This is a genomic window from Burkholderia sp. AU16741 (genome assembly GCF_002223345.1).
GTDB classification, from domain to species: Bacteria; Pseudomonadota; Gammaproteobacteria; order Burkholderiales; family Burkholderiaceae; genus Burkholderia; species Burkholderia sola.
The window spans coordinates 97,445-122,317 of sequence record NZ_NKEZ01000003.1 but is presented as its reverse complement, the minus strand read 5'-3'; the positions used below and the strand labels follow the sequence as shown (position 1 = coordinate 122,317).

Genomic DNA, 24,873 nt, shown 5'->3' with positions numbered 1-24,873 from the left:
TTGCACTTGCATGGTCTTGGGCCGCCTGTCGAAGAGCCTGCTGGCTTCGCGGGTGGGGGCAGCCGGTTCCACATGGGTGTCAACGAGAAAAGGGGCGCGACGGCCCGTGTTGACGGCGGCGCGCTCGTGCCGCCTGGATCCCGGACTGTGCGAAAGCACGTATTGAAAGGTGCCGGGACACCCAATTTCTACACCGCAGAAATAATTCTACAGTGTAGAATAAGCTTTCGTCAAGATTACAGTCGGCGCCGTGCCGGCATACCAGCCTGCCTCGATGAAAGACAAACCCGCCCAAGGGCCGCGCGGCCTCGACAAGGACGCACTCGTCGCGGCCGCGCTCGCGCTGCTCGAAGACGTAGGCGAAGCGGCGTTCAGCGTGCGCAAGCTCGCGCAATCGGTCGGCTGCGACCCGATGAGCGTGCTGTATCACTTCAAGTCGAAGGAGGGCCTGAGCCGCGCGATCGCGAATGCGCTGTCGCGCTCGCTCGTGCCGGTCGATCCGTCACTGCCGTGGCGCGAACGGCTGCGCGACCTCGCGCGCCAGTACCGTGCGCTCGCGCTGCGCTATCCGGCCGCGTTCGCGCTGCTGCAGCGGCACATGAGCACCGGCCCGGCCGATCTCGCGCACATCGAGGCCGTGCATCGCGCGCTGACCGACGCCGGCATCCCGCGCGCGGCGCTGCCGTCGGTATGCGTCGGCTGGTACGCGAGCGTGATCGGCCTCGCCGCCGCCGAGGCGGGCGGCCTCACCCGCCCCGCGAACGACGTCGAGCTCGCGGAAATGCACGCGCTGTCCGACGCCGCGCATCCGCTCGTCAAGTCGGCCGCCCCGCTGTACGCGCAGCTCGATCCGGCGGTCGTGCACGACACGATGCTCGACGTGCTGCTCGACGGCATCGCGCAACGCGCACGCACGGCCTGACCGGCGGCCGCGCCGCCCACGAAAAAGGCGCCCGAAGGCGCCTTGTCGATGACGACGACCGCGAACCGCGCTCAGTGCTGATGCGCGAGGCCGATCTTCAGCATGACCTGATCGACGATCTGCTCGGGCGTCAGTTCGATGCTGACCTCGATCGCCTCGTCCGGGCCCGGTTCCTCGAGCGTGTCGAGCTGGCTCGTCAGTAGCGACGGATCGAAGAAATGGCCGGTGCGGCTCTTCAGACGCTCCTGCAACACCTCGAACGAACCCTTCAGATACACGAACCGCACGTCGGTGTCGGTGCCGCGCAGCACGTCGCGGTAAGAGCGCTTCAGCGACGAGCACGTGAACACGGCCGTTTCGCCCGCGCGCTGCTTTTCCTCGATGGCCGCGCGGATCGTGCGCAGCCACGGCCAGCGGTCTTCATCGGTCAGCGGAATGCCGTGGTGCATCTTTTCCTTGTTCGCCGCGCTGTGAAACGCGTCGCCGTCGGTATAGCTGCACGACAGGCGTTCCGCCAGCATTTCGCCGATCAGCGACTTGCCCGCGCCCGACACGCCCATTGCGATCAGAATCATTGACTACCCCTTGTTACAGAACCATGCTCAGCAGCAGCGTAAAACTGAGACCGAGCACCGAGATGATGGTTTCAAGCAGCGACCAGGTCTTGAACGTCTGGCCGACCGTCATCCCGAAGTATTCCTTGATCAGCCAGAAGCCGCCGTCGTTCACGTGCGAGAAGATCAGCGAGCCCGAGCCCGTCGCGAGCACCAGCAGCTCCGGGCTGACCGTCGTGCCGGCCGCCGCCGCGATCGGCGCGACGATGCCGCAGGCCGTCGTCATCGCGACCGTCGCCGAACCCGTCGCGAGACGCATCAGCGCCGCGACGAACCAGCCGAGCAGCAGCGGCGACAGGTGCGCGTGCTTCGCGGTCTCGACGATCTGCTGCGAGATCCCGCTGTCGCGCAGGACGCCGCCGAAGCCGCCGCCCGCGCCGACGATCAGCGTGATGCCGGCGATCGGCGCGAGGCACTCGCCGCAGAACTTCTGGATCTGGTCGCGGTTGAAGCCCTGCTTCGCGCCGAAGGTCCAGAAGCTCACGAGCACGGCAATCAGCAGCGCGACGTCGGAATTGCCGGCAAAACGCAGCAGGTTGTTCGGCAGCGACTTCGGCGTGAACACCAGGTCGGCCCAGCTGCCGACGAGCATCAGCACGACGGGCAGCAGGATCGTGAACAGCGTGATGCCGAAGCTCGGCAGTTCGCGCTGGCGGCCCTCCGCGTTCGAATCGACGAATTGCGACGCGAGCGGGTTGTTTTCCGGCAGCTTCACGAACTTCGAGATCATCAGCGCGAACAGCGGGCCCGCGATGATCGCGGTCGGCACGCCGACGACGAGGCCGAACGCGATCGTCTTGCCGATATCGGCGCCATATTGCTGGACGGCCAGCAGCGCGGCCGGGTGCGGCGGGATCAGCCCGTGCACGACCGACAGGCCGGCCACCATCGGCAGGCCGACGACGAGCAGCGACTTGCCGGTGCGCTTCGCGACGTTGAACGCGATCGGGATCAGCAGCACGAAGCCGACTTCGAAGAACACCGGCAGGCCGACGATGATCGCGACGAACATCATCGCCCAGTGGATGTTCTTTTCACCGAACCAGTCGATCAGCGTGGTCGCGATCCGCTCGGCGCCGCCCGATTCGGCCATCATCTTGCCGAGCATCGTGCCGAGGCCGACGACGATCGCGATGTGGCCGAGCGTGCCGCCGGTGCCCGTTTCGAACGACTTGACGATCTTGTCCATCGGCATGCCGACGACGAGGCCAAGGCCGAGCGAAACGATGATCAGCACCAGGAACGGGTAGATCTTGTAGCGCGCGATCATCAGGATCAGCGCGGCAATCGCGATCAGCGTGAATACGAGCAGCATGCTGCCTTGGACGGCCCCCATGTGGCACTCCTCCTAGAATTGTTCGAACCGGGCGAGTCGTTGCGAGTATGCCCGGCTATGCGGGTCTCCGAAACACGGGGGTACCCCCCGTCAGGACGCTGAATTTTACTTATCTTTGCGGCCTGCGGATAGAACCGGTTCCATCAGCAAAAACCCTCGGTAAAACAAGCACTAACGCTTGCTTTCCGAGGGCGCGATCTTCATTTCATGCAAGGCTTAACGGGGCAGCTGACTCGCCGCTTGCGCGAGGCGCGTGACTTCGGCCCAGTCCTGCGCGGCGAGCGCGGCCTTCGGCGTGAGCCACGAGCCGCCGACGCACACGACGTTCGGCAGTTTCAGGAAGTTCGGCGCGGTGTCGACCGTGATGCCGCCCGTCGGGCAGAACTTCAGCGCCGGGAACGGGCCGTGGAACGCCTGCAGCATCGGCACGCCGCCCGCCTGCTGCGCGGGGAAGAATTTCACGATGTCGTAGCCGAATTCGAGCGCCTGGATGATGTCGCTCGGCGTCATCACGCCCGGCAGCAGCGGCAGGCCCGCGTCGAGCGACGCGAGGTGCAGTTCCTTCGTGAGGCCCGGCGACACGCCGAACTTGGCGCCCGCACGCTTCGCCTGCGCGCAGTGCTCAGGCTTCGTGATCGTGCCGACGCCGACGACGATGTCGTCCGCGAGCTGGCTCGCGCGCTGGATCGCCTCGATGCCGGCCGGCGTGCGCAGCGTGATCTCGAGCACCTTCACGCCGCCCGCGTGCAATGCACGCGACACGTTTTCGCCCTGCTCGACCGAGTCGAATGCGAGCACCGGAATGACCGGGCCCAGCTTCACGATTTCAGCAATCGTCTTCATTGAATTGGCTCCTTGAAATTCATGCGGCGACGCTGGCGGCCGTTTCGCCGACCAGCGCCCCGAAAACCGATGCGCCCTGCTCGGCCGGCGCGGCCGCCGCGCGGAACACGCCGAACAGTTCGCGCCCGAAACCGACTTCGTTCTCGGCCTGGTGCTGCGGCTGCGCGACCGGGCGCGCGCGCCACTCGGCGTCGTCGACCTCGAGGTCGAGCACGCCGGCATCCGCGTCGATCACGAGCACGTCGCCCGTCTGCACCTTGCCGATCGGGCCGGCCAGCAACGCTTCCGGCGACACGTGGATCACGGCCGGCACCTTGCCCGACGCGCCCGACATGCGGCCGTCGGTCACCAGCGCGACGTGGAAGCCCTGATCCTGCAGCACGCCGAGCAGCGGCGTCAAACGGTGCAGCTCGGGCATGCCGTTCGCGCGCGCGCCCTGAAAGCGCACCACCGCGACGAAATCGCGCTTCAGTTCGCCGCGATCGAACGCTGCCTGCACGGCTTCCTGCGAGTCGAACACGATCGCGGGCGCCTTCACCTTGCGGTGCTCGGGCGCGACCGCCGAGATCTTGATCACGCCGCGGCCGAGCCGGCCCTGCATCAGGCGCAGCCCGCCGTCCGGCTGGAACGGGTCGCGAATGCCGCGCAGCACCTTCGTGTCGTGGCTCTCGGCCGCGCCGTCGACCCACGCCAGCTTGCCGTCGATCAGCTTCGGCTCCTTCGTGTAGTGCGCGAGCCCCTTGCCGGCGACCGTCGTCACGTCCTCGTGCAGCAGCCCGCCTTCGAGCAGGTTGCGCACCAGGAACGCGACACCGCCCGCCGCGTGGAAATGGTTCACGTCGGCCTTGCCGTTCGGGTAGATCTTCGCGAGCAGCGGCACGACCGCCGACAGCTCGTCGAAGTCGTTCCAGTCGATCAGGATGCCGGCCGCGCGCGCGATCGCGACGAGGTGCAGCGTGTGGTTGGTCGAGCCGCCCGTCGCGAGCAGCGCGACGATCCCGTTGACGATCGCCTTTTCGTCGATCACATGGCCGATCGGCGTGTACTGGCCGCGCTCGACGGTCAGGTCGAGCACGCGGCGCGCGGCCTCGGCCGTCAGCGCGGTGCGCAACGGCGTGTGCGGATGAACGAATGCCGAGCCCGGCAGGTGCAGCCCCATCAGCTCCATCAGCATCTGGTTGCTGTTCGCGGTGCCGTAGAACGTACAGGTGCCGTGGCCGTGATACGCGGCCGATTCGGCTTCGAGCAGCGCGTCGCGGCCGACCTGGCCGGTCGCGAACTGCTGGCGGATCTTCGCCTTGTCGTCGTTCGACAGGCCGCTCGTCATCGGGCCGGCCGGCACGAAGATCGTCGGCAGGTGGCCGAACTGCAGCGCGCCGATCAGGAGGCCCGGCACGATCTTGTCGCAGATGCCGAGGCAGAGCGCCGCATCGAACATGTTGTGCGTGAGCGCGATCGCCGTGCCCATCGCGATCGCCTCGCGCGAGAACAGCGACAGCTCCATCCCCGGGTTGCCCTGCGTGACGCCGTCGCACATCGCCGGCACGCCGCCCGCGAATTGCGCGACGCCGCCGTTCTCGCGCGCGGCCGCCTTGATGATTTCGGGGAAATCCTTGTACGGCGCATGCGCGGACAGCATCTCGTTGTACGAGGACACGATGCCGATGTTCGGCTCGCGAATCGCCTTGATCGAGAACTTGTCGTTACCCTCGAGGCCCGCGAAGCCGTGCGCGAGGTTCGCGCACGACAGCGCGCCGCGTGCCGGGAACTTGCCTTGCGCGCCGTCGATGCGCTGCAGATAGGCGGAACGGGTCGATTGGCTGCGGGCGATCACGCGTTCGGTGACCTTCGCCAGAGTGGGGTGCAGCGACGTCATGCTGGGCGCTCCTGTATGCCGGCCGACACCGGCGGTTGGAATCGTGGGGACGGTCGAGCTTCGTCGATCGAACGCAGCCAGTCTAGTAGAAAAACTACAAGCATGCAATGCAGATCGATTCGTACGCAACCCTTATTCCCGCCACCAGCAAGGGTTTAATCAGTGAAAACCCTAATTCGCGTGGCTTACCTTGCGTCGAAACCGTTGCGATTGCGCTAGTATTTTCATGTAGATTTTCTACAATTCGATTGCGATACACTCGCTCATCCGAACCCGATTTCCACGTGCCGTCCCATGCTGCCTCGCATTGAAGCGATCCGCGCCGAGCTGCGCCCGTCCGAGCGCAAGCTCGCCGACTACATTCTCGCCGCGCCGCGCGAGGTGCTCGACCTCGCGATGACCGAGCTGTCGACCCGCGCGGGCGTCAGCCAGCCGACCATCGCGCGCTTCTGCCAGGCGCTCGGCTGCAGCGGCTTTCGCGAATTCAAGATCCGGCTCGCGCAGAGCGTCGCGCCGGGCGTGTCGTCGGTGTACCGCGACGTCGAGCCGAACGAACCGGCGCCCGGCATCATCGGCAAGGTGTTCGACCGCACGATCGGCGCGCTGATCGAGGTGCGCAACAGCCTGTCCGCCGGCAGCGTCGCCGACGCGATCGCGCTGCTGTCGAACGCGTCGAGGATCGAGTTCTACGGCGCCGGCGGCTCGGGCATCGCCGCGCAGGACATCCAGCACAAGTTCTTCCGGCTCGGCGTGCCGAGCGTCGCGTATTCGGATCCGCATACGTTCTCGATGTCGTCGGCGCTGCTCGGGCCGCACGACGTCGTCGTCGCGATCTCGAACACCGGCCGCACGCGCGACATCGTCGACGCCGCGCGCTCCGCGCTCGCGTGCGGCGCGAAAGTCGTCGCGATCACGCAGAGCCATTCGCCGCTCGCGAAGCTCGCGACGGTCAGCCTCGCGTCGAACGTCGCCGAGGAAACGGACGTGTTCTCGCCGATGACGTCGCGGATGTCCCATCTCGCGATCGGCGACATTCTCGCGGTCGGCGTCGCGCTGTCGCGCGGGCCCGCGCTGATGGAGCGCGTCGGCCGCGCGAAGGAAGCGATCACGCGGCGCCGCATCGACGACCCGACGAAGGACTAGCCGTCGCGGAACGCCGCGCGTAAACGAACGACGGCGCCCCAAGGGGCGCCGTTGCACATGATTCGATGGCGGCGTACTCGCCGGCCGCGCCGCTCAGAACGGCTTGATCACGACCAGCGCGACCGCCGCGAGCATGCCGAGCACCGGCAGCTCGTTGAACACGCGATACCACTTGTCGGAGCGGCGGTTCTCGCCGCGCTCGAACACCTTCAGCAGGTGCCCGCAATACGCGTGATAGACGATCAGCAGCAGCACGACCGTCACCTTCGCGTGAATCCAGCCCTGCCCCTGGCCGATGCCGATCACGAGCCACAGCCACAGCCCGCACGCGAGCGCGGGCACCGCGATCATCGTCATGAAGCGGAACAGCTTGCGCGCCATCAGCAGCAGGCGCCGCACCGCGGCCGGATCGGTCTCCATGGCCAGGTTCACGTAGATGCGCGGCAGGTAGAACAACCCTGCAAACCACGCGGCGATCAGAACGACATGGAACGTCTTGACCCAGAGCATTGCCATCGATTGTGCGCCTCGCGGTTGACTTACTGACGGCCTTCGCCGTGCCCGAGCACGACGTACTTCAGCGACGTCAGCCCTTCCAGGCCGACGGGGCCGCGTGCGTGCAGCTTGTCGTTCGAGATGCCGATTTCCGCGCCGAGGCCGAATTCGAAGCCATCCGCGAAGCGCGTCGACGCGTTGACCATCACGCTCGCCGAATCGACTTCGCGCAGGAACCGCATCGCGCGGTCGTGATCCTCGGTGACGATCGCATCCGTGTGATGCGAGCCGTAATGGTTGATGTGCTCGATCGCGGCGTCGAGGCCGTCGACGACCTTGATCGCGAGCACCGGCGCCAGATATTCGGTGTGCCAGTCTTCCTCGGTCGCGTCGACGAGCGGGCCGACGCCCGCATCGGCGAGCACCGCCCGCGCGGCCGCGTCGACGCGCAGTTCGACCTGCTTGTCGCGGTACAGCTTGCCGAGCGGCGGCAGCAGCTTCGCGGCGATGCCGCTCGCGACGAGCAGCGTCTCCATCGTGTTGCAGGTGCCGTAGCGGTGCGTCTTCGCGTTGTCGCAGACGGTCAGCGCCTTGTCGAGATCGGCGCGATCGTCGACGTACACGTGGCAGATGCCGTCGAGGTGCTTGATCATCGGCACGCGCGCCTCGTTGATCAGTCGCTCGATCAGGCTCTTGCCGCCGCGCGGCACGATCACGTCGACGTACTCGGTCATCGTGATCAGCTTGCCGACCGCCGCGCGATCGGCCGTCGCGACGACCTGCACCGCGTCGTGCGGAAGGCCTGCCGCCTCGAGCCCTTCGCCGATCAGCTTCGCGAGCGCCGCGTTCGACTCGAGCGCTTCGGAGCCGCCGCGCAGGATCGTCGCGTTGCCCGACTTCAGGCACAGCGCGGCCGCGTCGATCGTCACGTTCGGGCGCGACTCGTAGATGATGCCGATCACGCCGAGCGGCACGCGCATCTGGCCGACCTGGATCCCGCTCGGGCGGAACTTCAGGTTGCCGATCTCGCCGATCGGATCGGCCAGCGACGCAACCTGGCGCAGCCCCTCGACCATCGTGTTCAGCGCCTTGTCCGACAGCGTCAGGCGGTCGACGAACGCCGCATCGAGCCCTTTTTCGCGAGCGCGGGCGACATCGCGCGCATTCGCGTCCTTCAGCGCCTGCGCGTCGCGTTCGATCGCGCGGGCCACGGCGTCGAGCGCCGCGTTCTTCGCGGCCGTGCTGGCGCGCGCCATCGCGCGGGAAGCGTGCCGGGCGCGACGGCCCAGGTCGGTCATGTACTGATCGATATCCATCGTGTGACTCGAGAAGCGAGCCGCGCGAAGCGGCATGAATTCGTGGGGGAAGCGGGACGGCCATCCGGCTATCCGGGGATGACCACCCGAGCGGGGTAGCGGCCGCGAAACCGCGCCGCGCAGGGCGGCGCCCCGGTCATCGACGCATTGTAAGCGGGTTGCGCAGCGCGCGCTGAAGGCCCGAACGGGACTTAGCGTCGCACGCGACCCGCGGTCGGCGGTCGCTCGCCGCGGGCGCCCGCGACCGTCATCGCGAGCTGGAACAGCCCGTCCCACGGGTCGGGCGGCGGTTCGTCCTGCGTGCGGCGGCCCGGCGTGACGGCGGTGAGCCCCTTGACCTGCCGGTCGAGCTTCGCGGCGAACGCGAGCGCCTTTTCGAGCACCGCTTCCGACACGCGGTTCAGCGCGGGCGCGATCAGCCGCTCGCGCGGCCCCCATACGCGGTTCTCGCGCAGCAGCGTCGCGAGCGGCTTGCCGGCCGTCGTGCCGCGCTTGATCCGCAGCAGCGTGCGCAGTTCCTCGACGACGGCCCACATCACGAGCACGATCGCCTCGCCCTCGCCCTTCAGCCCGTCGATCATCCGCGCGAGCCGCGCGGCGTCGCCGGCGAGCATCGCTTCGTTCAGTTTGAACACGTCGTAGCGCGCGACGTTCAGCACCGCGTCGTGCACCTGCTCGAACGACAGCGCGCCCTGCGGATACAGCAGCCCGAGCTTCTGGATTTCCTGGTGCGCGGCGAGCAGATTGCCCTCGACGCGCTCCGCGATGAACTGCAGCGCACGGCGCCCGTCGTCGCCGGAAGCGACGCGCTGGCCCTGCATCGACAGGCGCTGGCCGATCCAGTTCGGCAGTTGCGCACGGTCGACCGGATCGATCTTCAGCGCGACGCCGCCGTTCTGCAACGCGGTAAACCATGCGGATTTCTGCGTGGCCGCGTCGAGGCGCGGCAACGTGACGAGCATCAGCGCGTCGGGATTGGGCGTGGCCGCGAGCGTCTTCAGCGCGTCGGCGCCTTCCTTGCCGGGCTTGCCCGACGGAATGCGCAGCTCGATCAGTTGGCGCTCGCCGAACAGCGACATCGCCTGGGTCGCGCCGAGCAGCACGCTCCAGTCGAAGCCGCGCTCGACCGTGTGCACCGAACGCTCGGTGAAGCCGGCCGCGCGCGCGGCCGCACGAATGCGGTCGCACGCTTCCTGCGCGAGCAGCGGCTCGTCGCCGTAGACGGTATAGAACCCGGCCAACCCCTTCGCGAGGTGCGGCTCCAGCGCATCAAGTCGCAATTGCATCGCTGCGTGCGCCCGCGATCAGAGCGGCGGCGGCGGCAGCGGCGCGCGCGGCGCCACGCCCGGCACCACGTCCTCCGGCGCCGGCGTCAGCGAGTGGACGATCGCGAGACGCCGCATCAGCTGGTCGACCGCGTCGTTCTGCATGTCGCCGTACAGGATGTCGGCTTCCTGCGCCTTCGCGTTCGTGTACTGGTCGCTGTACGTCATCGCGCGGTTCAGCGCGATCGCGCTCGGCGGGATCAGCACGGTGCCGTCCTTGCTCGTCAGCGTGTAGTTCAGCGTGTAGAACAGCGCGTATTCCTGCGCGGAGCCGTACTTGTTCAGCGTCAGCGTGTTCTGGCCACGCGACTCCCACATGCGCAGCACGGCGTCGGCGTCGTCCGGGGACTTGACGATCTTCGTGTCGCTGCCGGCCTCGACGAGGCGCGTGAGCCGCGCCCCGACGGACGCCGGCGCACCGGCCACGAACAGGTGCTTGAATGCGTAGTCCTGCTGGCCGCGCAGCTGGAAGCCGCATGCCGACAGCATGACCGCGCTGCCGGCGAGCATCAAAAACGATCTGCGGATCACCTTCGCTCCTTCTGGGTACGTCCGACGGCCGGCGGCCGTCAGACGACGATATTCACGAGGCGGCCCGGCACGACGACGATCTTCTTCGCCGGCTTGCCGTCGCTGAATTTCGCGAATGCCTCGTCGGCCACCGCCGCCGCTTCGATCGCGTCGCGGCTCGCGTCCTTCGCGACCTTCAGCGCGCCGCGCACCTTGCCGTTCACCTGCAGCACGAGTTCGATCTCGGCCTGCTCGAGCGCGGCCTCGTCGACCTTCGGCCACGGCGCATCGAGCAGCGGGCCGAATTCGTCCGCGTAGCCGAGCGCCTTCCACAGCTCGAACGTGACGTGCGGGACGACCGGATACAGCACGCGCAGCAGCACGCCGTACGTCTCGCGCAGCACGGCGGGCGTCGCGCCCTTCGCGCCGTCGATCGCGTTCAGCATCTTCATCGCGGCCGACACGACCGTGTTGTACTGCAGGCGCTGGTAGTCGAAATCGGCCTGCTTCAGCACGCTGTAGATTTCGCGGCGCAGCGCCTTGTCGGCGTCGCCGAGCGTCGCTGCGTCGAAACCGGCGCGCGCGGCAAGCGCTTCGCGGTTGCCGGCGCCGAAGCTCCACACGCGGCGCAGGAAGCGGCTCGCGCCCTCGACGCCCGCGCCCGACCATTCGAGCTGCTGCTCGGGCGGCGCCGCGAACATCGTGAACAGGCGCGCGGTATCGGCGCCGTACTGGTCGATCAGCAGTTGCGGATCGACGCCGTTGTTCTTCGACTTCGACATCTTCTCGATGCCGCCGAGCACGACCGGCTGACCGTCCGCATTCAGCGTCGCGCCGACCGGGCGACCCTTGTCGTCGTGCGTGACCGTCACGTCGAGCGGGTTGTACCAGGTCTTCTTGCCCGCCGCGTCCTCGCGGTAGTACGTCTCGTTCAGCACCATCCCCTGCGTGAGCAGGTTCTTCGCCGGCTCGCCGAACTTCACGAGGCCGAGGTCGCGCATCACCTTGGTCCAGAAGCGCGAATACAGCAGGTGCAGGATCGCGTGCTCGATGCCGCCGATGTATTGATCCATCGGCATCCAGTAATCGGTGCGCGCGTCGACCATCGTCTCCGCGTCCGGCGCCGTGTAGCGCGAGAAGTACCACGACGAATCGACGAAGGTGTCCATCGTGTCGGTTTCGCGCTTCGCGGCCGCGCCGCACGTCGGGCACGTGCAGTTCAGGAACGCTTCCGACTTCGCGAGGGGGTTGCCCGAGCCGTCCGGCACGAGGTCTTCCGGCAGCACGACGGGCAGATCCTGCTCCGGCACCGGCACGTCGCCGCACGACGGGCAGTGGATGATCGGGATCGGCGTGCCCCAGTAGCGCTGGCGCGACACGCCCCAATCGCGCAGACGCCACGTGACCTGCTTGTCGCCGAAGCCGCCGGCCTTCAGATCGGCCGCGACCGCGTCGACCGCTTCCGCGTAGCGCAGGCCGTCGTACTTGCCGCTGTTCACGCAGACCGCGGTTTCCTTGTCGCCGTACCACTCCTGCCATGCGTCGAGCGAGTACGTCTGCCCTTCGCTCGCGATCACCTGCCTGATCGGCAGATCGTATTTCTTCGCGAACGCGAAATCGCGCTCGTCGTGGCCCGGCACGCCCATCACCGCGCCTTCGCCATAGCTCATCAGCACGTAGTTGCCGATCCACACCTCGACCGGCTCGCCGGTCAGCGGGTGCTTGACCGAAAAGCCGGTCGCGACGCCCTTCTTCTCCATCGTCGCGACGTCGGCTTCGGCCACGCCGCCGCGCTTGCATTCCTCGATGAACGCGAGCAGTTCCGGCTTGTCCTGCGCAAGGCGCGTGGCGAGCGGGTGCTCGGCCGCGATCGCGCAGAACGTGACGCCCATGATCGTGTCGGCGCGCGTCGTGAACACGCGCAGCAGCTTCTGCTCGCCGTCGAGTTCGTACGGGAAGCCGAAGTTCACGCCGAAGCTCTTGCCGATCCAGTTCTGCTGCATGATCTTCACGCGCTCGGGCCAGCCGAGGCCGTCGAGATCGTTCAGCAGCTCGTCCGCGTACTGCGTGATGCGCAGGTAGTACATCGGGATCTCGCGCTTCTCGACGAGCGCGCCCGAGCGCCAGCCGCGGCCGTCGATCACCTGCTCGTTCGCGAGCACGGTCTGGTCGACCGGGTCCCAGTTCACGGTGCCCGTCTTCTTGTACGCGATGCCCTTCTCGAGCATCTTCAGGAACAGCCACTGGTTCCACTTGTAGTAGTCGGGTTTGCACGTCGCGATTTCGCGCGACCAGTCGATCGCGAGGCCCATCGACTGCATCTGGCCCTTCATGTAGTCGATGTTGTCGTAGGTCCACTTCGCGGGCGGCACGCCGTTCGCCATCGCGGCGTTCTCGGCCGGCATCCCGAACGCATCCCAGCCCATCGGCATCAGCGTGTTGTAGCCGTTCATCCGCAGATAGCGGTACATCACGTCGTTGATCGTGTAGTTGCGCACGTGACCCATGTGCAGCTTGCCGGACGGGTACGGCAGCATCGACACGCAGTAGAACTTCGGCTTCTGCGAATCTTCCTTCGTCTTGTAGGCATCGGCTGCGCGCCAGTCGCCCTGGGCGGCGGCTTCGACGTCGGCGGGTACGTATCTCTCGTGCATGGTGTGGTTCGGGCTAGGCTTTAAGCGGCGCGACGGCTCGCGCGCAGGATTGGATCGAAAATCGTGCATGCCCGGCGGCACTGCAGGTTCGCTGTTGCGGGGCCTGTTCGGGGTTTCGGATATTTTCCGGGTTGCCTGGAAAATGCCGGGTTACCTGGAAAAACCTGCCAGCCGGGAAAAACGATGATTATACCGTCAGCGCCGGCCCATCCGGCCGGTCTCGCGGCGCGCGGCCCGATCCCGCGACGGACGCGAACTTGCCTGATGATCCGCCGCGCAGCGGTTCGCCGGCGTATCAGGGTTTCGCGCCGGCGGCGGCCGGTGCGGCGGCGCTCCCGGCCGGCGGCACGTCGGTCACGAAGCCGATCCGCGTGAGGCCCGCGGCCTGCGCGGCGCCCATCACCTGCACGATCACGTCGTAGCGCGTCGCGCGCGACGCGCGCAGCCGCAACTCGGGCGGCGCGGCGCCCGCGGCGGCGGCCTTGAACCGCGCGGGCAGCGCGTCGAGCGCCACGGGCGCGTCGTCCCAGTACAGCTTGCCCGCGTCGTCGATCGACAGCGTGACGGATTGCGGCGTGTCGCGTGCGACGCTCGCCGCGACCTTCGGCAGGTCGAGCCGGATCGCGTGCGTCATCAGCGGCGCGGTGATGATGAAGATGACGAGCAATACGAGCATCACGTCGATCAGCGGCGTCATGTTGATCTCCGCCATCGGCGCGGACGTCTTGTGGTGCTCGAGCCCGCCGAATGCCATGGTCGTTCCTCCGGAGCCGGCGCGTCAGGCGCCCTGCGCGCACACGAAGACGTGCAGATCGCGCGCGAAGCCGTCGAGTTCCTCGGTGAGCTGCCGGACGAGCCGACCGAGGATGTTGTACGCGAGCACCGCGGGAATCGCGACGACCAGCCCGAACGCGGTCATGATCAGCGCCTCGCCGACCGGCCCCGCGACGTTCTCGATCTGCGCCTGCCCGCTCGCGGCGATGCTGCCGAGCGCGTGATAGATGCCCCACACGGTGCCGAGCAGCCCGACGAACGGCGCGGTGCTGCCGATCGACGCGAGCAGCACCTGACCGAATTCGAGGCGCCGCTGCGAGCGCAGCATCGCATGACGCAACGCGCGCAGCACGCGTTCGCCGCGCTCCACGCGCGCGGCCATGGCGGCGGGATCGTGCTCGTCGGCCGCGTCGCGCGCGGCTTCGGCGAGCGGCACGAACACGCGCTCGCGATCGGCGCCGGCCAGCGCCGCGATGCCGGCGTCGAGCGTCGGCGCGCGCCAGAACGCGGCGAGCGCGCGCGGCCCCTGCCGCTTCGCGCGAACCAGCAGCCAGGCTTTCATCAAGAGGAAGCACCAGCTGGCGACGGACATCGCCAGCAGCACATAGGAGACGGCGTGCGTGATCGCATCGCCGCTTTCGAGGTAGTGGACAACGCCGGTGGGAATCGCCATCGGAGTTTCCCCGTGAAGGTCAGCGCAGGCCGAGCACGTCCTGCATGTCGAACAGGCCGGCGCGACGCGCCGACAGGAAGCGGACCGCACGCAACGCGCCCTGCGCGTACGACACGCGGCTCGACGACTTGTGCGTGATCTCGATGCGCTCGCCGATCCCGGCGAACAGCACGGTGTGGTCGCCGACGATATCGCCGCCGCGCACCGCGGCAAAACCGATCGACGACGGATCGCGCTCGCCGGTCACGCCATGGCGGCCGTACACCGCGCAGTCGTCGAGCGAGCGGCCGAGCGCGCCGGCGACGGCCTCGCCCATCATCAGCGCGGTGCCCGACGGCGCGTCGACCTTGTGGCGGTGATGCGCCTCGATGATCTCGATGTCGTAGCCGTGCGAGAAATGCTGCGCCGCGAATTCGAGCAGCTTCAGCGTGACGTTCACGCCGACGCTCATGTTCGCCGCGAACACGATGCCGATCTTGCCGGCCGCGGCCTGCAATTCGGCCTTCTGCTCGGCACTGAAGCCGGTCGTGCCGATCACGAGCTTCACGTCGTGGCGCAGCGCGGCCTCGATGTGGGCCATCGTGCCTTCCGGACGCGTGAAATCGATCAGGTAGTCGGCCTGCGCGAACACGGCGTCGAGATCGTCGGTCAGCTTGACGCCGGTGTCCTTGCCGAGGAACGCACCGGCGTCCTGGCCGAGGAACGGCGAACCGGCGCGGTCGAGCGCGCCGACGAGCTGCGCGTCGGCATCGTTGAGAACGGCTTCGATCAGCATCCGGCCCATTCGGCCCGATGCGCCGGCAATCGCAATCTTCATGGCTTTCTACACGACAGGTCTAAAGGCGGGCGGCGCATGCCGCCCCGTTTCCGCACGCCGGCCGCTTACTGCGCCGGTGCGGTGAGCGGCTGGTTCTGCAGGTTGTCCGAGCCTTGCGGGCCGACCGGCGGCGACGCCTCGTTCGACACGTTCGGCTGCGGCGGACGATGGAACTGGAACTGCGGCTGGATCGCCGGCGCGGCGCCCGGCGGCTGGCCGCCCGGCACCGGCGCGCCGCCCGAGGCCTGCGCGGCCGGCGTGAACCGGCGCGAACCCGAACCCTGCCCCGACACCTGGTTGGTCGCGCGGTTCGCCGCGCGCGCCGCCTGGGCGTTCGCATCCTGGTCGACCACTGCGCCGGACGCCGGCTCGGCGGCCGGGCTCGCCGCAGCGGCAGCCTGCGCGGCGCTCGCGGCGGCAGCGGCTTCGGACGCCTTCTTCGCCGCGGCAGCGGCCTTCGCCTTCTTGCCGCCGCGGTCACCGTCGATGTCGGCGAGCAGGTCGAGTTCGGACGGCAGGTTGTCGGCGCCGGTCCAGCTCGCCAGGCGATCGCCCGAGAAGTTGACCACGAGGTCGCGCTGCTGGACGATCGACGTCGAGCCGCGCTTGAAGTAGAAGAGGTAATCCCAGCGATCCGCGTGGAACATGTCCGCGAGCAGCGGCGTGCCGAGCAGCGCGCGGACTTGCTCGCGCGTCATGCCGACCTGCAACTGTGCGGCTTTCTCCTGCGACACGAAGTTGCCCTGCACGACGGTGATCCGATACGGCGTGATGCTCTGCGCAATGCGCTGCGTCACGCTGTCGTACGACGAACAACCCGCCAGCGCGACAACGGCGGCGGCAGCGATGATGGCACTCCGCATGCGACTCCTCTGAAAGTGCGAAAGCGATTCTGGGATCATTTCCTTCACCGTGCTGGCCCGCGTGCAGGCCGCGCGTATATCTGGAACGGCGAAAAGCCGGTAACATTGAAGCCCTGCATTGTACTCTAGGGATGCCTAGCCATGACCAATCCGACGGATCTCAAGAATATCGGGCTAAAGGCCACCCTACCGCGCCTCAAGATTCTCGAAATCTTCCAGCAGAGCCCCGTGCGCCACCTGACGGCCGAAGACGTCTACCGCAACCTGCTCAACGAGCAGCTCGACATCGGGCTTGCCACCGTCTATCGCGTGCTCACGCAATTCGAGCAGGCCGGCCTGCTGTCGCGCAGCAACTTCGAATCCGGCAAGGCGGTGTTCGAGCTGAACGAAGGTTCGCACCACGACCACCTCGTGTGCCTCGATTGCGGCCGCGTCGAGGAATTCTTCGACGCCGAGATCGAGAGCCGCCAGCAGGCGATCGCGAAGGAGCGCGGCTTCCGGCTCCAGGAGCACTCGCTCGCGATGTACGGTTCGTGCACGACCGAGAACTGCCCGCACCGCAAGCACTGAAGCGCGCCCCACCCGCATACGACACGGCCCGGCCGGCATCTCGCCGCCCGGGCCGTGTGCTTTTCCGGCGCGCGTGCCGCGCGCCCGGCACGCTTACGAAAGCCCTTCGGCGCCCGCGCAGGCCGGCTCGAAATCGAGCGCCCACGCGCGTTCCAGCGGGATCTCGTCGCAGTTCGGCTGCGGCCCGCCGCGATCGACGATCACGAAATCGCTGACCGCATCGAGCGCGAGCAGCGGATGGTGCCAGACGCCCTTCGCATAATTGACGCCCTGCCAGCCCTCGGCCAGGAACGCGCGCATCGCATCGGGCCGGAATTCGCCGGCCGGCGCGACGACGATCGCGTAGCGCGACACCGCCGCGAGCGGGATGAACGCCTGGCTGCCGTGCGGATGACGCTCCATCAACGTGACCGCGACCGGCAGCGCGCGCGGCTGCGCGCGAAACACGCTGACGAGCGGCCGGCCGCCGTCCGCGCACACGTCGATCGTCGCGAGATCGTGAAAGCGCTCGGTCGTGCCGCCGTTGATCGGGAAATGCCGTGCGCCTTCGAGCGCGATCACGTCGCCGAACGGCGCGAACGCTTCGCGGGTCAGGCGCTCGACGCGCAGGATCGGGGTTACGCTCATGCCGCTGCCCTCCTTCAAGCCGGCTCGCCCCACAGACGCAGGCGCGACACGCCGCCGTCCGGGAAGATGTTGAAGCGCACGTGCGTGATGGGGCCGAGCGCCGCGAGCTGGTCGAACGTGTGCACGTGATCCATCTGCAGCTTCTGCTCGCCGAGCAGTTCGGCCCAGAACATCGCCTGCGTGACGAGCGAATCGTCGGTGCCGCCCGTCACGTGCGCGGCCTGCAGCGAGCAGCGGTCGGGGAAATTGCCCTTGAAGAACGCCGTATCGACCTCGACGCGCCGGATGATGCCCGGCCGCGCCAGCGCGACGATCGCCCAGTCGTTGCCGGGCTCGCGGCGCCGCCGCGTTTCCCAGCCGTCGCCCATGTTCGCGCCGCGCCCCGGCATCAGCATCTGCGACGCCGGGCCGAAGTGCTGGTTGTTCGCGGCCACGAGATAGCCGCCGTTCTCGATCGCCGCGAGATCGACGAGCTCGCCCGCCGGCACGCGGCGCCAGTCGCGCTGCGGCTGGCCGTACACGCGCAGCCGCGCGAGGCCGCCGTCCGGATACAGGTTCACGCGCAGATGCGTGACCGGCCGTGCATCGTCGACGCTCACGTAGTGATGCGAATTGCCCTGCAGCGTCGTCGCGGGGACGATCGTGCGCCATTCGGCGTCGTCCGGCGGCGTGTCGCCGTCCACCGCGCAGGCCTCGATCGACGCGGCCGGCGGAAAGTTGCCGGTGAAGTGGCTCGTATCGAGATCGACGCCGTGGATCACGCCCGGCCGCGCGAGCCGCACCACGCAGAAGTCGTGGCCGGTCGTGCGCTTGCGACGCGTTTCCCAGCCGTCCATCCACTTGCCGTGATCGTCGTACTTGCCGGGAATGAACACGGCCGGCTCTGGATCGAGCATGCGCTCCTTCGGCGCGAAGAATTCGTCGCTGGCGAAGAGCGCCTGCGCGCCCAGGCGCGGGTCGGCGAGGTTCATGTAGCGCCGCGTGAAAGCCGGCGCGTTCGGATCGAGGATGGGGGCTGCCATGTCGTCTCCATTATTTCGAGAAGCGCCGACGCGTCGGCGCGCCGGTCGCATGAAGTCCGGTTGCGCGGTGCGGCCAGGGGAAGCCGTGCCGCGCGGGAGTCGGGTTCAGAGCGCGTGGGCCTGGTCGCCTGCGACCGGTGCGGCGGCGCCCGGCACATCGGCCACGTAGCGCAGCTCGCGGTTCAGCACGCGCGTCGCGCGGGCACGGTCGATGTCGTTCTCCCACACCGCGACGACCACCGTCGCGACGCAGTTGCCGATCAGGTTGGTCAGCGCGCGGGCGATGCCGACGAACCAGTCGACCGGCAGGATCAGCACGAGGCCGAGCACCGGAATGGCGGGAATCGCCGACAGCGTCGCCGCGAGAATCACGATCGCCGAGCCGGGGATGCCGTGCGCGCCCTTCGACGTGACGAGCGACACGAGCAGCACGACGATCAGGTCGTGCGTGGACAGCGGCGTGTTGGTGGCCTGCGCGATGAACAGCACGGCGAGCGTCAGGTAGATCGAGAAGCCGTCGAGGTTGAACGAATAGCCGGTCGGAATCACGAGGCCGACCGTCGAATCCTTGATGCCCATGTATTCGAGCTTGCTCATCACCTGCGGCAGCACCGCGTCCGACGACGCCGTGCCGAGCACGATCGACAGTTCCTCGCGCAGGTAGCGGATCAGCTTGAACACCGAGAAGCCCGCGAGCCGCATCACCACGCCGAGCACGACGGTGACGAACACGAAGCAGCTCAGGTAGAACACCGCGACCAGGTAGCCGAGCTGCTTGAGCGACGCGACGCCGTACTTGCCGGTCGTGAACGCGATCGCGCCGAGCACGCCGAGCGGCGCGAGCTTGATGATGAAGCCGATGATCTTGAAGAACACGTGCGACAGCTCCTCGATCAGGCTGTTCACGCGCTGCGCCTTGTCGCCGAGCAGCGACAGCGCGGAGCCGAACAGCACCGCGAACACGAGGATCTGCAGGATGTCGCCCTTCGCGAACGCGTCGATCGCGGTGTCGGGGATGATCTTCATCAGGTAGCCGGCCGTGTCCTTCAGGCTTTCGGCGTTCTTCGCGTACGTCGACAGCGACGCCGCGTCGAGCGAGCGCAGGTCGATGTTCATCCCGACGCCCGGGCGCGTGAGCCACGCGAGCACGAGCCCGATGCCGAGCGCGAGCGTCGTCATCACCTCGAAGTAGACGACGGCCTTCAGGCCGACCCGGCCGACCTTCTTCAGGTCGCCCGCATTGGCCATCCCGCTGACCACGACGCAGAACACGATCGGGCCGATGACCATCTTGATGAGCTTCAGGAAGCCGTCGCCGAGCGGACGCAGCGACTCGGCGAAATGCGGGAAGAACGCGCCGAGCGCGACCCCGAGTATCAATGCGACGACTACCCGGCCAAACAGCGAATTAAGGAATTTCGACACGGCGCTCTCCCGATCCAACGGTTGCAGTTTCGTCTGTTCATACTGGTAAGACCAGTGATGTTATGGTGGATAGTAGGAAGCCGATATAGTGGCGTCAAGGACGGACAAAATAGGGATTTCCCGCCCCTGCGCACGCGCTTGCGGCGCGTCGGAAAGGGGGCGGATCGTGGCTTTCCCGTAGGCGGTCGTGCACCGCCTGCGTGCGGATTACAATGCCGGTCAGACCGGCCATCGTTCACACCATGAAAAATGTTCCGCATACCGTGACCGACACCGCCATCGCGACGATCCGCGACCGGATCGAGGCAGGCGTGTATCCGGTCGGCAGCCTGCTGCCGGCCCAGCGCCAGCTCTCCGAGGAGCTGGAGATCAGCCGCGCGTCGCTGCGCGAGGCGTTGTCGACGCTCGAGGCGCTCGGGATGCTGCGCATCCGCGCGGGCAAGGGCGTGTACGTCGAAAGCGCGCAGGCGTCGGCCGCGCATCCGTGGCGATTCGCCGAGCAGTCGTCGCCGCCCGATACGTACCAGATGCGCTATGCACTCGAAGGCTTCGCCGCGCGGATGGCCGCGCGCGTCGTCAGCGACGAAGACATCGCATGGTTCGAGGACAACCTCGCCGACCTGCACGTCGCGCTGACCGAAAGCGCGCTCGACGAGGCATCGCGGCTCGACTTCGACTTCCACATGCGGATCATCCATCTGGCCGGCAACGCGGCGATCGAGTCGATCCTGCGCAGCAGCGCGGACATCATGAAGGAAAGCCAGCGCATGCCGTTCTACCGGCGCGAGCTGCTGCTGTCGACGTGGCATGAGCACCGCGCAATCGTCGACGCGCTGATCGCGCGCGACGCGGCCGCCGCCGGCGCCGCGATCGAAACGCACATCGCGAACGCCGCGCAGCGCGCGGGCGTCTTCTTCCCGACGCCGGGCGCGTAATCCTTCGGCACGACACCCGACGAAAAAGGCACGCGCCGCGCATCGCGAGCGTGCCTTTTTGCCAAGCGCGCCGCTGCCGGCGCGACGCGCTAACGCCGCACCGTCACGCGGCCTCGTTCGCGAAATCGATCAGCACCTTCATCGCACGCTGGCGATCGCCGGCCAGTTCGAACGCGAGGTTCGCGTCGCGCATCGGGAACACGCGCGTGACGGCCGGCCGCAGGTCGACGCGCCCCGCGTTGATCAGCTGCACCGCGAGCGCGAATTCCGCGTGGAAGCGGAACGAGCCGCAGATCGACAGCTCCTTCGCGACCACGACGTTCTGCGGCAGGCTCACGTCGCCGCCGAGCCCGAGCTGCACGACGACGCCGCGCGGCCGCATCACGTCGAGCCCGTCGCGCAACGCGCGCGCATTGCCCGAACACTCGATCATCACGTCGAACGTGCCCTTGTCGGCGCCGTAGCGCTCGACCCAGCCGGCATCGGCCGCCGCATTGATCGTGCGGTCCGCGCCGAGCGCGCGCGCCACGTCCAGCGGCGCGTCGACGACATCGGTCGCGACGATCTCCGCCGCGCCGTGCACGCGCGCGGCCGCGACCGCCAGCACGCCGATCGGACCGCAACCCGACACGAGCACGCGCTTGCCGATCAGCGGGCCCGCGCGCGATACCGCATGCAGCCCGACCGCGAACGGCTCGGCCAGCGCCGCGAGCGACAGCGGCACGTGGTCCGCCACCTTCACGCATTGCACCGCGTCGCACACGAGCGCGTTGCGGAACGCGCCCTGCACGTGCGGCATCCGCATCGCGCTGCCGTAGAAGCGCATGTCGAGACACTGGTTCGGCAACCCTTCGAGACAGTAGCGGCACGCGCCGCACGGCCGGCTCGGATTGACCGCGACACGATCGCCGACCTGCACCGACGTCACGTCCGGCGCCACTTCCGCGACCGTGCCGGCGACCTCGTGGCCGAGCACCATCGGCTGCTGCAGCCGGATCGCGCCGAAGCCGCCATGCCGGAAATAATGCAGGTCGGAGCCGCAGATGCCGCCCATCGCGACGTCGACGCGCACCTGGCCCGGGCCGATCTCGCCCGCGTCCTGCTCCTCGACCCGCAGGTCGTTCGGCCCGTGGATCACCACACACATGCAACGCATACGCACGACATTCTCCTTGTCAGACGGCACTCGTCAGCCCGCCGTCGACGAACAGCGTCTGCCCGTTCACGAAATCGGATGCGGCCGATGCGAGGAAGATCGCCGCGCCGCACAGCTCGTCGACCTGCCCCCAGCGGCCGGCCGGCGTGCGCTTGCATAGCCAGTCCGAAAACGCCGCGTCGTCGACCAGCGCGCGATTCAGCTCGGTTTCGAAATAGCCGGGCGCGAGGCCGTTCGCCTGGATGCCGTGGCGCGCCCAGTCGGCGCACATCCCTTTGGTCAGCATCCGCACCGCGCCCTTGGTCGCCGCATACGGCGCGATCGTCGGCCGCGCGAGCTCGCTCTGCACCGAGCAGATGTTGATGATCTTGCCGCGGCCGCGCGCGATCATGTGTCGCGCAACGGCCTGCGCGACGTTGAACACGCCGTCGAGGTTCACGCGCATCAGCGCGTGCCAGTCGTCCGGTTCGAATGCGTCGAGCGGCGCGCGGCGCTGGATGCCCGCGTTGTTCACGAGAATGTCGATCGCGCCGACGCGCGCCTCGAAATCGTCGACCGCCGCACGCACCTGCGCATGCTCGGCCACGTCGAACACCGCATGGTCGGCCGCGAAGCCTTCGTCGCGGAACCGGCGCGCGAGCGTCGCGGCCTTCTCTTCATTGCGATCGTTGATGACGATCGCCGCGCCCGCTTCCGCGAGCCCGCGGGCGAGCGTCAGCCCGATCCCGCGGCCGGAACCGGTAATCAGCGCACGGCGGCCGTCGAGGCGGAACCGGTCAAGCGCGTGAGTCATGGATGTCTCCTCGTGCCAGTCGCGCCGGCCGCCCATCGCGGCCGGTCTCGCGTTGACGGTATCTTCGGCCGCCGGCCGGGTCCGTGCCAATGGTCTTTTTTGATTCCGTTATCATGAAAATTGATTACCGCCTCCCTGATGCCCGCCGCCCATGGAACTCAAGCAATTGCGCGCCTTCGTCACGCTCGCGGAAGAACTGCATTTCGGGCGCGCCGCGCAGCGCCTGTGTATCGTGCAGCCGGCGCTGAGCATGCAGATCAAGGCGCTCGAGGCCGAACTCGGCGCGCGCCTGTTCGAGCGCGACCGGCACAAGGTCGAGCTGAGCGACACGGGGCGCGTGTTCCTGCCCGAAGCGCGGGCGACGCTGCAGCAGGCCGCGCGCGCGGAACAGATGGCGCGGCTGTCGAGCCGCGGCGAAATCGGCACGCTACGCGTCGCGTTCGTGTCGTCGGTGTTGCCGGCGCTGTTACCGGCCGTGCTGCGCACGATGCGCGAGCGCTATCCGCTGATCGCGCTCGAACTGAAGGACATGCCGACGCCCGACCAGGTCGTCGCGCTGCGCGACCGGCGGATCGACTTCGGGATGATCCGGCTGCCGGCCGCGTATGCGGGCATCGACACGCGCGTGGTGCTCGAGGAAGGGTTCGTCGTCGCGCTGCCGCTCGGCCATCCGCTCGCCGCGCACGACGCGATCGCGCCGGCCGCGTTGCGCGGCCACCCCGCGTTCGTGCTCGCGCGCCGCTACGCGCCCGGCTTTCACGACGACATGCTGCTCGCGCTGAGCCGCGCGGGCACGACGCTCGAGATCGCGCAGGAGTTCGGCGAATTCACGACGATGCTCGCACTCGTCGCGGCGGGAATGGGGATCGGGCTGATCCCGGCGCAGGCCGCGAGCGCGCTGCCGCCGAACGTGCTCGCGCGGCCGCTCGACCTGGCCGGTCACCGCAGCGGTATCGGCCTCGCGTGGAGCGATCTCGAGAGCCCGCTCAAGCGCGCGTTCATCGAAGCGATCGAGCACGTGACGGCGAACGCCGGGCAATAAAAAACCCGGCCGGAACACTCCAGGCCGGGTTCGTTCGCCACGCGGGCCGCCTTACAACGGCCGCGCGACGTGCAGGATTACTTCGCGTTCGCGAATGCGATCGCCGTATCGAGCATGCGGTTCGAGAAACCCCACTCGTTGTCATACCAGCTCGACACCTTCACGAGACGGCCCGACACCTTGGTCAGCGTCGCGTCGAACGTCGACGAAGCCGGGTTGTGGTTGAAGTCGATCGACACCAGCGGTGCGTCGTTGTAGCCGAGGATGCCATTCAGCGCGCCTTCCGACGCTTCCTTCATGATCGCGTTGACTTCCTCGACCGTCGTGTCGCGCTTCGCGATGAACGACAGGTCGACGATCGACACGTTGATCGTCGGGACGCGGATCGCGTAGCCGTCGAGCTTGCCGTTCAGTTCCGGCAGCACGAGGCCGACGGCCGAAGCAGCGCCCGTCTTCGTCGGGATCTGGCTGTGCGTGGCCGAGCGCGCGCGGCGCAGGTCTTCGTGATAGACGTCCGTCAGCACCTGGTCGTTCGTGTACGCGTGGATCGTCGTCATCAGGCCGGTTTCGAGGCCGATCTTGTCGTTCAGCGGCTTGACGAGCGGCGCGAGGCAGTTCGTCGTGCACGATGCGTTCGAGATGACCGTGTGCTCGGCCTTCAGCACGTCGTGGTTCACGCCGTAGACGATCGTCGCGTCGACGTCCTTGCCGCCCGGCGCCGAGATGATCACCTTCTTCGCGCCGCCCTTCAGGTGCGCGCTCGCCTTTTCCTTCGTCGTGAAGAAGCCCGTGCATTCCATCACGACGTCGACGCCCAGCTCGCCCCACGGCAGTTCGGCCGGGTTGCGGTTCGCCAGCACGCGGATCTTGTCGCCGTTCACGACGAGGTAGTCGCCGTCGACCGACACTTCGCCCGGGAACTTGCCGTGCGCGGTGTCGTACTGGGTCAGGTGCGCGTTGGTCTTCGCATCGCCCAGGTCGTTGATCGCGACGATCTCGAGATCGTGCTTCTTGCCGTTTTCATAGAACGCGCGCAGCGTGTTGCGGCCGATACGGCCGTAGCCGTTGATTGCGACGCGAATCGTCATGGTTATCTCCTGATGGCTGAAAAAATTCGTTTCGTGCAGCTTCACGGTGCGACG

24 protein-coding genes are annotated in these 24,873 nt (G+C 67.7%); 5 read left to right on the top strand and 19 right to left on the bottom strand.

The window, feature by feature from the left end; translation table 11 throughout:
- Positions 1–274: 274 nt before the first annotated feature.
- The gene (locus CFB89_RS02930; RefSeq protein ID WP_089466676.1) at positions 275–922 is read left to right on the top strand and encodes a TetR/AcrR family transcriptional regulator; all 648 of its coding nucleotides are present in this window, start codon (positions 275–277) and stop codon (positions 920–922) included.
- 71 nt (positions 923–993) lie between these two features.
- On the opposite strand, the gene CFB89_RS02925 is transcribed toward CFB89_RS02930, so the two are convergent.
- The 4 genes from CFB89_RS02925 to edd form a co-directional block, all read right to left on the bottom strand.
- The gene (locus CFB89_RS02925; protein ID WP_089466675.1) at positions 994–1,497 is read right to left on the bottom strand and encodes a gluconokinase; all 504 of its coding nucleotides are present in this window, start codon (positions 1,495–1,497) and stop codon (positions 994–996) included.
- Between the two features lie 13 nt (positions 1,498–1,510).
- Positions 1,511–2,872 carry a GntP family permease gene (locus tag CFB89_RS02920; RefSeq protein WP_089466674.1) on the bottom strand — a complete coding sequence of 454 codons (1,362 nt, stop codon included), beginning with the start codon at positions 2,870–2,872 and terminating at the stop codon, positions 1,511–1,513.
- A gap of 216 nt (positions 2,873–3,088) precedes the next feature.
- Positions 3,089–3,715: a bifunctional 4-hydroxy-2-oxoglutarate aldolase/2-dehydro-3-deoxy-phosphogluconate aldolase gene (eda, locus tag CFB89_RS02910; RefSeq protein WP_089466673.1), complete on the bottom strand. Its 627-nt coding sequence runs from the start codon at positions 3,713–3,715 to the stop codon at positions 3,089–3,091.
- Between the two features lie 19 nt (positions 3,716–3,734).
- Complete coding sequence (edd, locus tag CFB89_RS02905; protein WP_089466672.1) at positions 3,735–5,591, bottom strand: phosphogluconate dehydratase; 1,857 nt, start codon at positions 5,589–5,591, stop codon at positions 3,735–3,737.
- Positions 5,592–5,885: 294 nt separating this feature from the next.
- Here edd and CFB89_RS02900 point away from each other — a divergent pair, with 294 nt between their 5' ends.
- The gene (locus tag CFB89_RS02900; RefSeq protein WP_006753811.1) at positions 5,886–6,734 is read left to right on the top strand and encodes a MurR/RpiR family transcriptional regulator; all 849 of its coding nucleotides are present in this window, start codon (positions 5,886–5,888) and stop codon (positions 6,732–6,734) included.
- Positions 6,735–6,827: 93 nt separating this feature from the next.
- On the opposite strand, the gene CFB89_RS02895 is transcribed toward CFB89_RS02900, so the two are convergent.
- The 9 genes from CFB89_RS02895 to CFB89_RS02855 form a co-directional block, all read right to left on the bottom strand.
- On the bottom strand, positions 6,828–7,250 hold the full coding sequence (locus CFB89_RS02895; RefSeq protein WP_089466671.1) for a CopD family protein: 423 nt from the start codon (positions 7,248–7,250) through the stop codon (positions 6,828–6,830).
- Positions 7,251–7,273: 23 nt separating this feature from the next.
- Positions 7,274–8,545: a glutamate-5-semialdehyde dehydrogenase gene (locus tag CFB89_RS02890; protein ID WP_089466670.1), complete on the bottom strand. Its 1,272-nt coding sequence runs from the start codon at positions 8,543–8,545 to the stop codon at positions 7,274–7,276.
- Positions 8,546–8,736: 191 nt separating this feature from the next.
- A complete protein-coding gene (gene holA / locus CFB89_RS02885; protein WP_089466669.1) occupies positions 8,737–9,831 on the bottom strand; it encodes a DNA polymerase III subunit delta in 1,095 nt (364 codons plus the stop codon).
- A gap of 18 nt (positions 9,832–9,849) precedes the next feature.
- Positions 9,850–10,401 (bottom strand): LPS assembly lipoprotein LptE, encoded by a 552-nt coding sequence (gene lptE, locus CFB89_RS02880; protein ID WP_089466668.1) that lies wholly within the window; start codon positions 10,399–10,401, stop codon positions 9,850–9,852.
- A 38-nt stretch (positions 10,402–10,439) separates the two neighbouring features.
- Positions 10,440–13,034, bottom strand: coding sequence for a leucine--tRNA ligase (leuS, locus tag CFB89_RS02875; protein WP_089466667.1), 2,595 nt, complete (start codon positions 13,032–13,034; stop codon positions 10,440–10,442).
- Between the two features lie 295 nt (positions 13,035–13,329).
- On the bottom strand, positions 13,330–13,788 hold the full coding sequence (locus CFB89_RS02870; protein ID WP_089466666.1) for a biopolymer transporter ExbD: 459 nt from the start codon (positions 13,786–13,788) through the stop codon (positions 13,330–13,332).
- A gap of 24 nt (positions 13,789–13,812) precedes the next feature.
- Complete coding sequence (locus CFB89_RS02865) at positions 13,813–14,481, bottom strand: MotA/TolQ/ExbB proton channel family protein (RefSeq protein ID WP_089466665.1); 669 nt, start codon at positions 14,479–14,481, stop codon at positions 13,813–13,815.
- Positions 14,482–14,500: 19 nt separating this feature from the next.
- Positions 14,501–15,298 (bottom strand): 4-hydroxy-tetrahydrodipicolinate reductase, encoded by a 798-nt coding sequence (gene dapB, locus CFB89_RS02860; protein WP_089466664.1) that lies wholly within the window; start codon positions 15,296–15,298, stop codon positions 14,501–14,503.
- A 65-nt stretch (positions 15,299–15,363) separates the two neighbouring features.
- Positions 15,364–16,161, bottom strand: a complete 798-nt coding sequence (locus tag CFB89_RS02855) for an outer membrane protein assembly factor BamE (RefSeq protein ID WP_089466663.1) — start codon at positions 16,159–16,161, stop codon at positions 15,364–15,366.
- A 141-nt stretch (positions 16,162–16,302) separates the two neighbouring features.
- Between CFB89_RS02855 and fur the strand changes: the two genes are divergently transcribed.
- Entirely contained in the window at positions 16,303–16,731 is a 429-nt protein-coding gene (gene fur / locus CFB89_RS02850) for a ferric iron uptake transcriptional regulator (protein ID WP_006400349.1), read from the top strand.
- Between the two features lie 93 nt (positions 16,732–16,824).
- Here the strand turns inward: fur and CFB89_RS02845 are convergent, their stop codons facing one another.
- The 3 genes from CFB89_RS02845 to CFB89_RS02835 form a co-directional block, all read right to left on the bottom strand.
- Positions 16,825–17,358, bottom strand: a complete 534-nt coding sequence (locus CFB89_RS02845; RefSeq protein WP_089467887.1) for an ureidoglycolate lyase — start codon at positions 17,356–17,358, stop codon at positions 16,825–16,827.
- Positions 17,359–17,372: 14 nt separating this feature from the next.
- Positions 17,373–18,380, bottom strand: coding sequence for an allantoicase (gene alc / locus CFB89_RS02840; protein WP_089466662.1), 1,008 nt, complete (start codon positions 18,378–18,380; stop codon positions 17,373–17,375).
- A 105-nt stretch (positions 18,381–18,485) separates the two neighbouring features.
- The gene (locus CFB89_RS02835; RefSeq protein ID WP_089466661.1) at positions 18,486–19,805 is read right to left on the bottom strand and encodes a C4-dicarboxylate transporter DctA; all 1,320 of its coding nucleotides are present in this window, start codon (positions 19,803–19,805) and stop codon (positions 18,486–18,488) included.
- A gap of 212 nt (positions 19,806–20,017) precedes the next feature.
- Between CFB89_RS02835 and CFB89_RS02830 the strand changes: the two genes are divergently transcribed.
- On the top strand, positions 20,018–20,740 hold the full coding sequence (locus tag CFB89_RS02830; protein ID WP_179233367.1) for a FadR/GntR family transcriptional regulator: 723 nt from the start codon (positions 20,018–20,020) through the stop codon (positions 20,738–20,740).
- 103 nt (positions 20,741–20,843) lie between these two features.
- On the opposite strand, the gene CFB89_RS02825 is transcribed toward CFB89_RS02830, so the two are convergent.
- Positions 20,844–21,902, bottom strand: a complete 1,059-nt coding sequence (locus CFB89_RS02825) for an L-idonate 5-dehydrogenase (RefSeq protein WP_089467886.1) — start codon at positions 21,900–21,902, stop codon at positions 20,844–20,846.
- Between the two features lie 13 nt (positions 21,903–21,915).
- Positions 21,916–22,689 (bottom strand): SDR family NAD(P)-dependent oxidoreductase, encoded by a 774-nt coding sequence (locus tag CFB89_RS02820; RefSeq protein WP_089467885.1) that lies wholly within the window; start codon positions 22,687–22,689, stop codon positions 21,916–21,918.
- Positions 22,690–22,840: 151 nt separating this feature from the next.
- On the opposite strand from CFB89_RS02820, the gene CFB89_RS02815 reads away from it, so the two are divergent.
- A complete protein-coding gene (locus CFB89_RS02815) occupies positions 22,841–23,731 on the top strand; it encodes a LysR family transcriptional regulator (protein ID WP_089466659.1) in 891 nt (296 codons plus the stop codon).
- Positions 23,732–23,808: 77 nt separating this feature from the next.
- On the opposite strand, the gene gap is transcribed toward CFB89_RS02815, so the two are convergent.
- On the bottom strand, positions 23,809–24,819 hold the full coding sequence (gap, locus tag CFB89_RS02810; protein ID WP_089466658.1) for a type I glyceraldehyde-3-phosphate dehydrogenase: 1,011 nt from the start codon (positions 24,817–24,819) through the stop codon (positions 23,809–23,811).
- Positions 24,820–24,873: the final 54 nt, after the last annotated feature.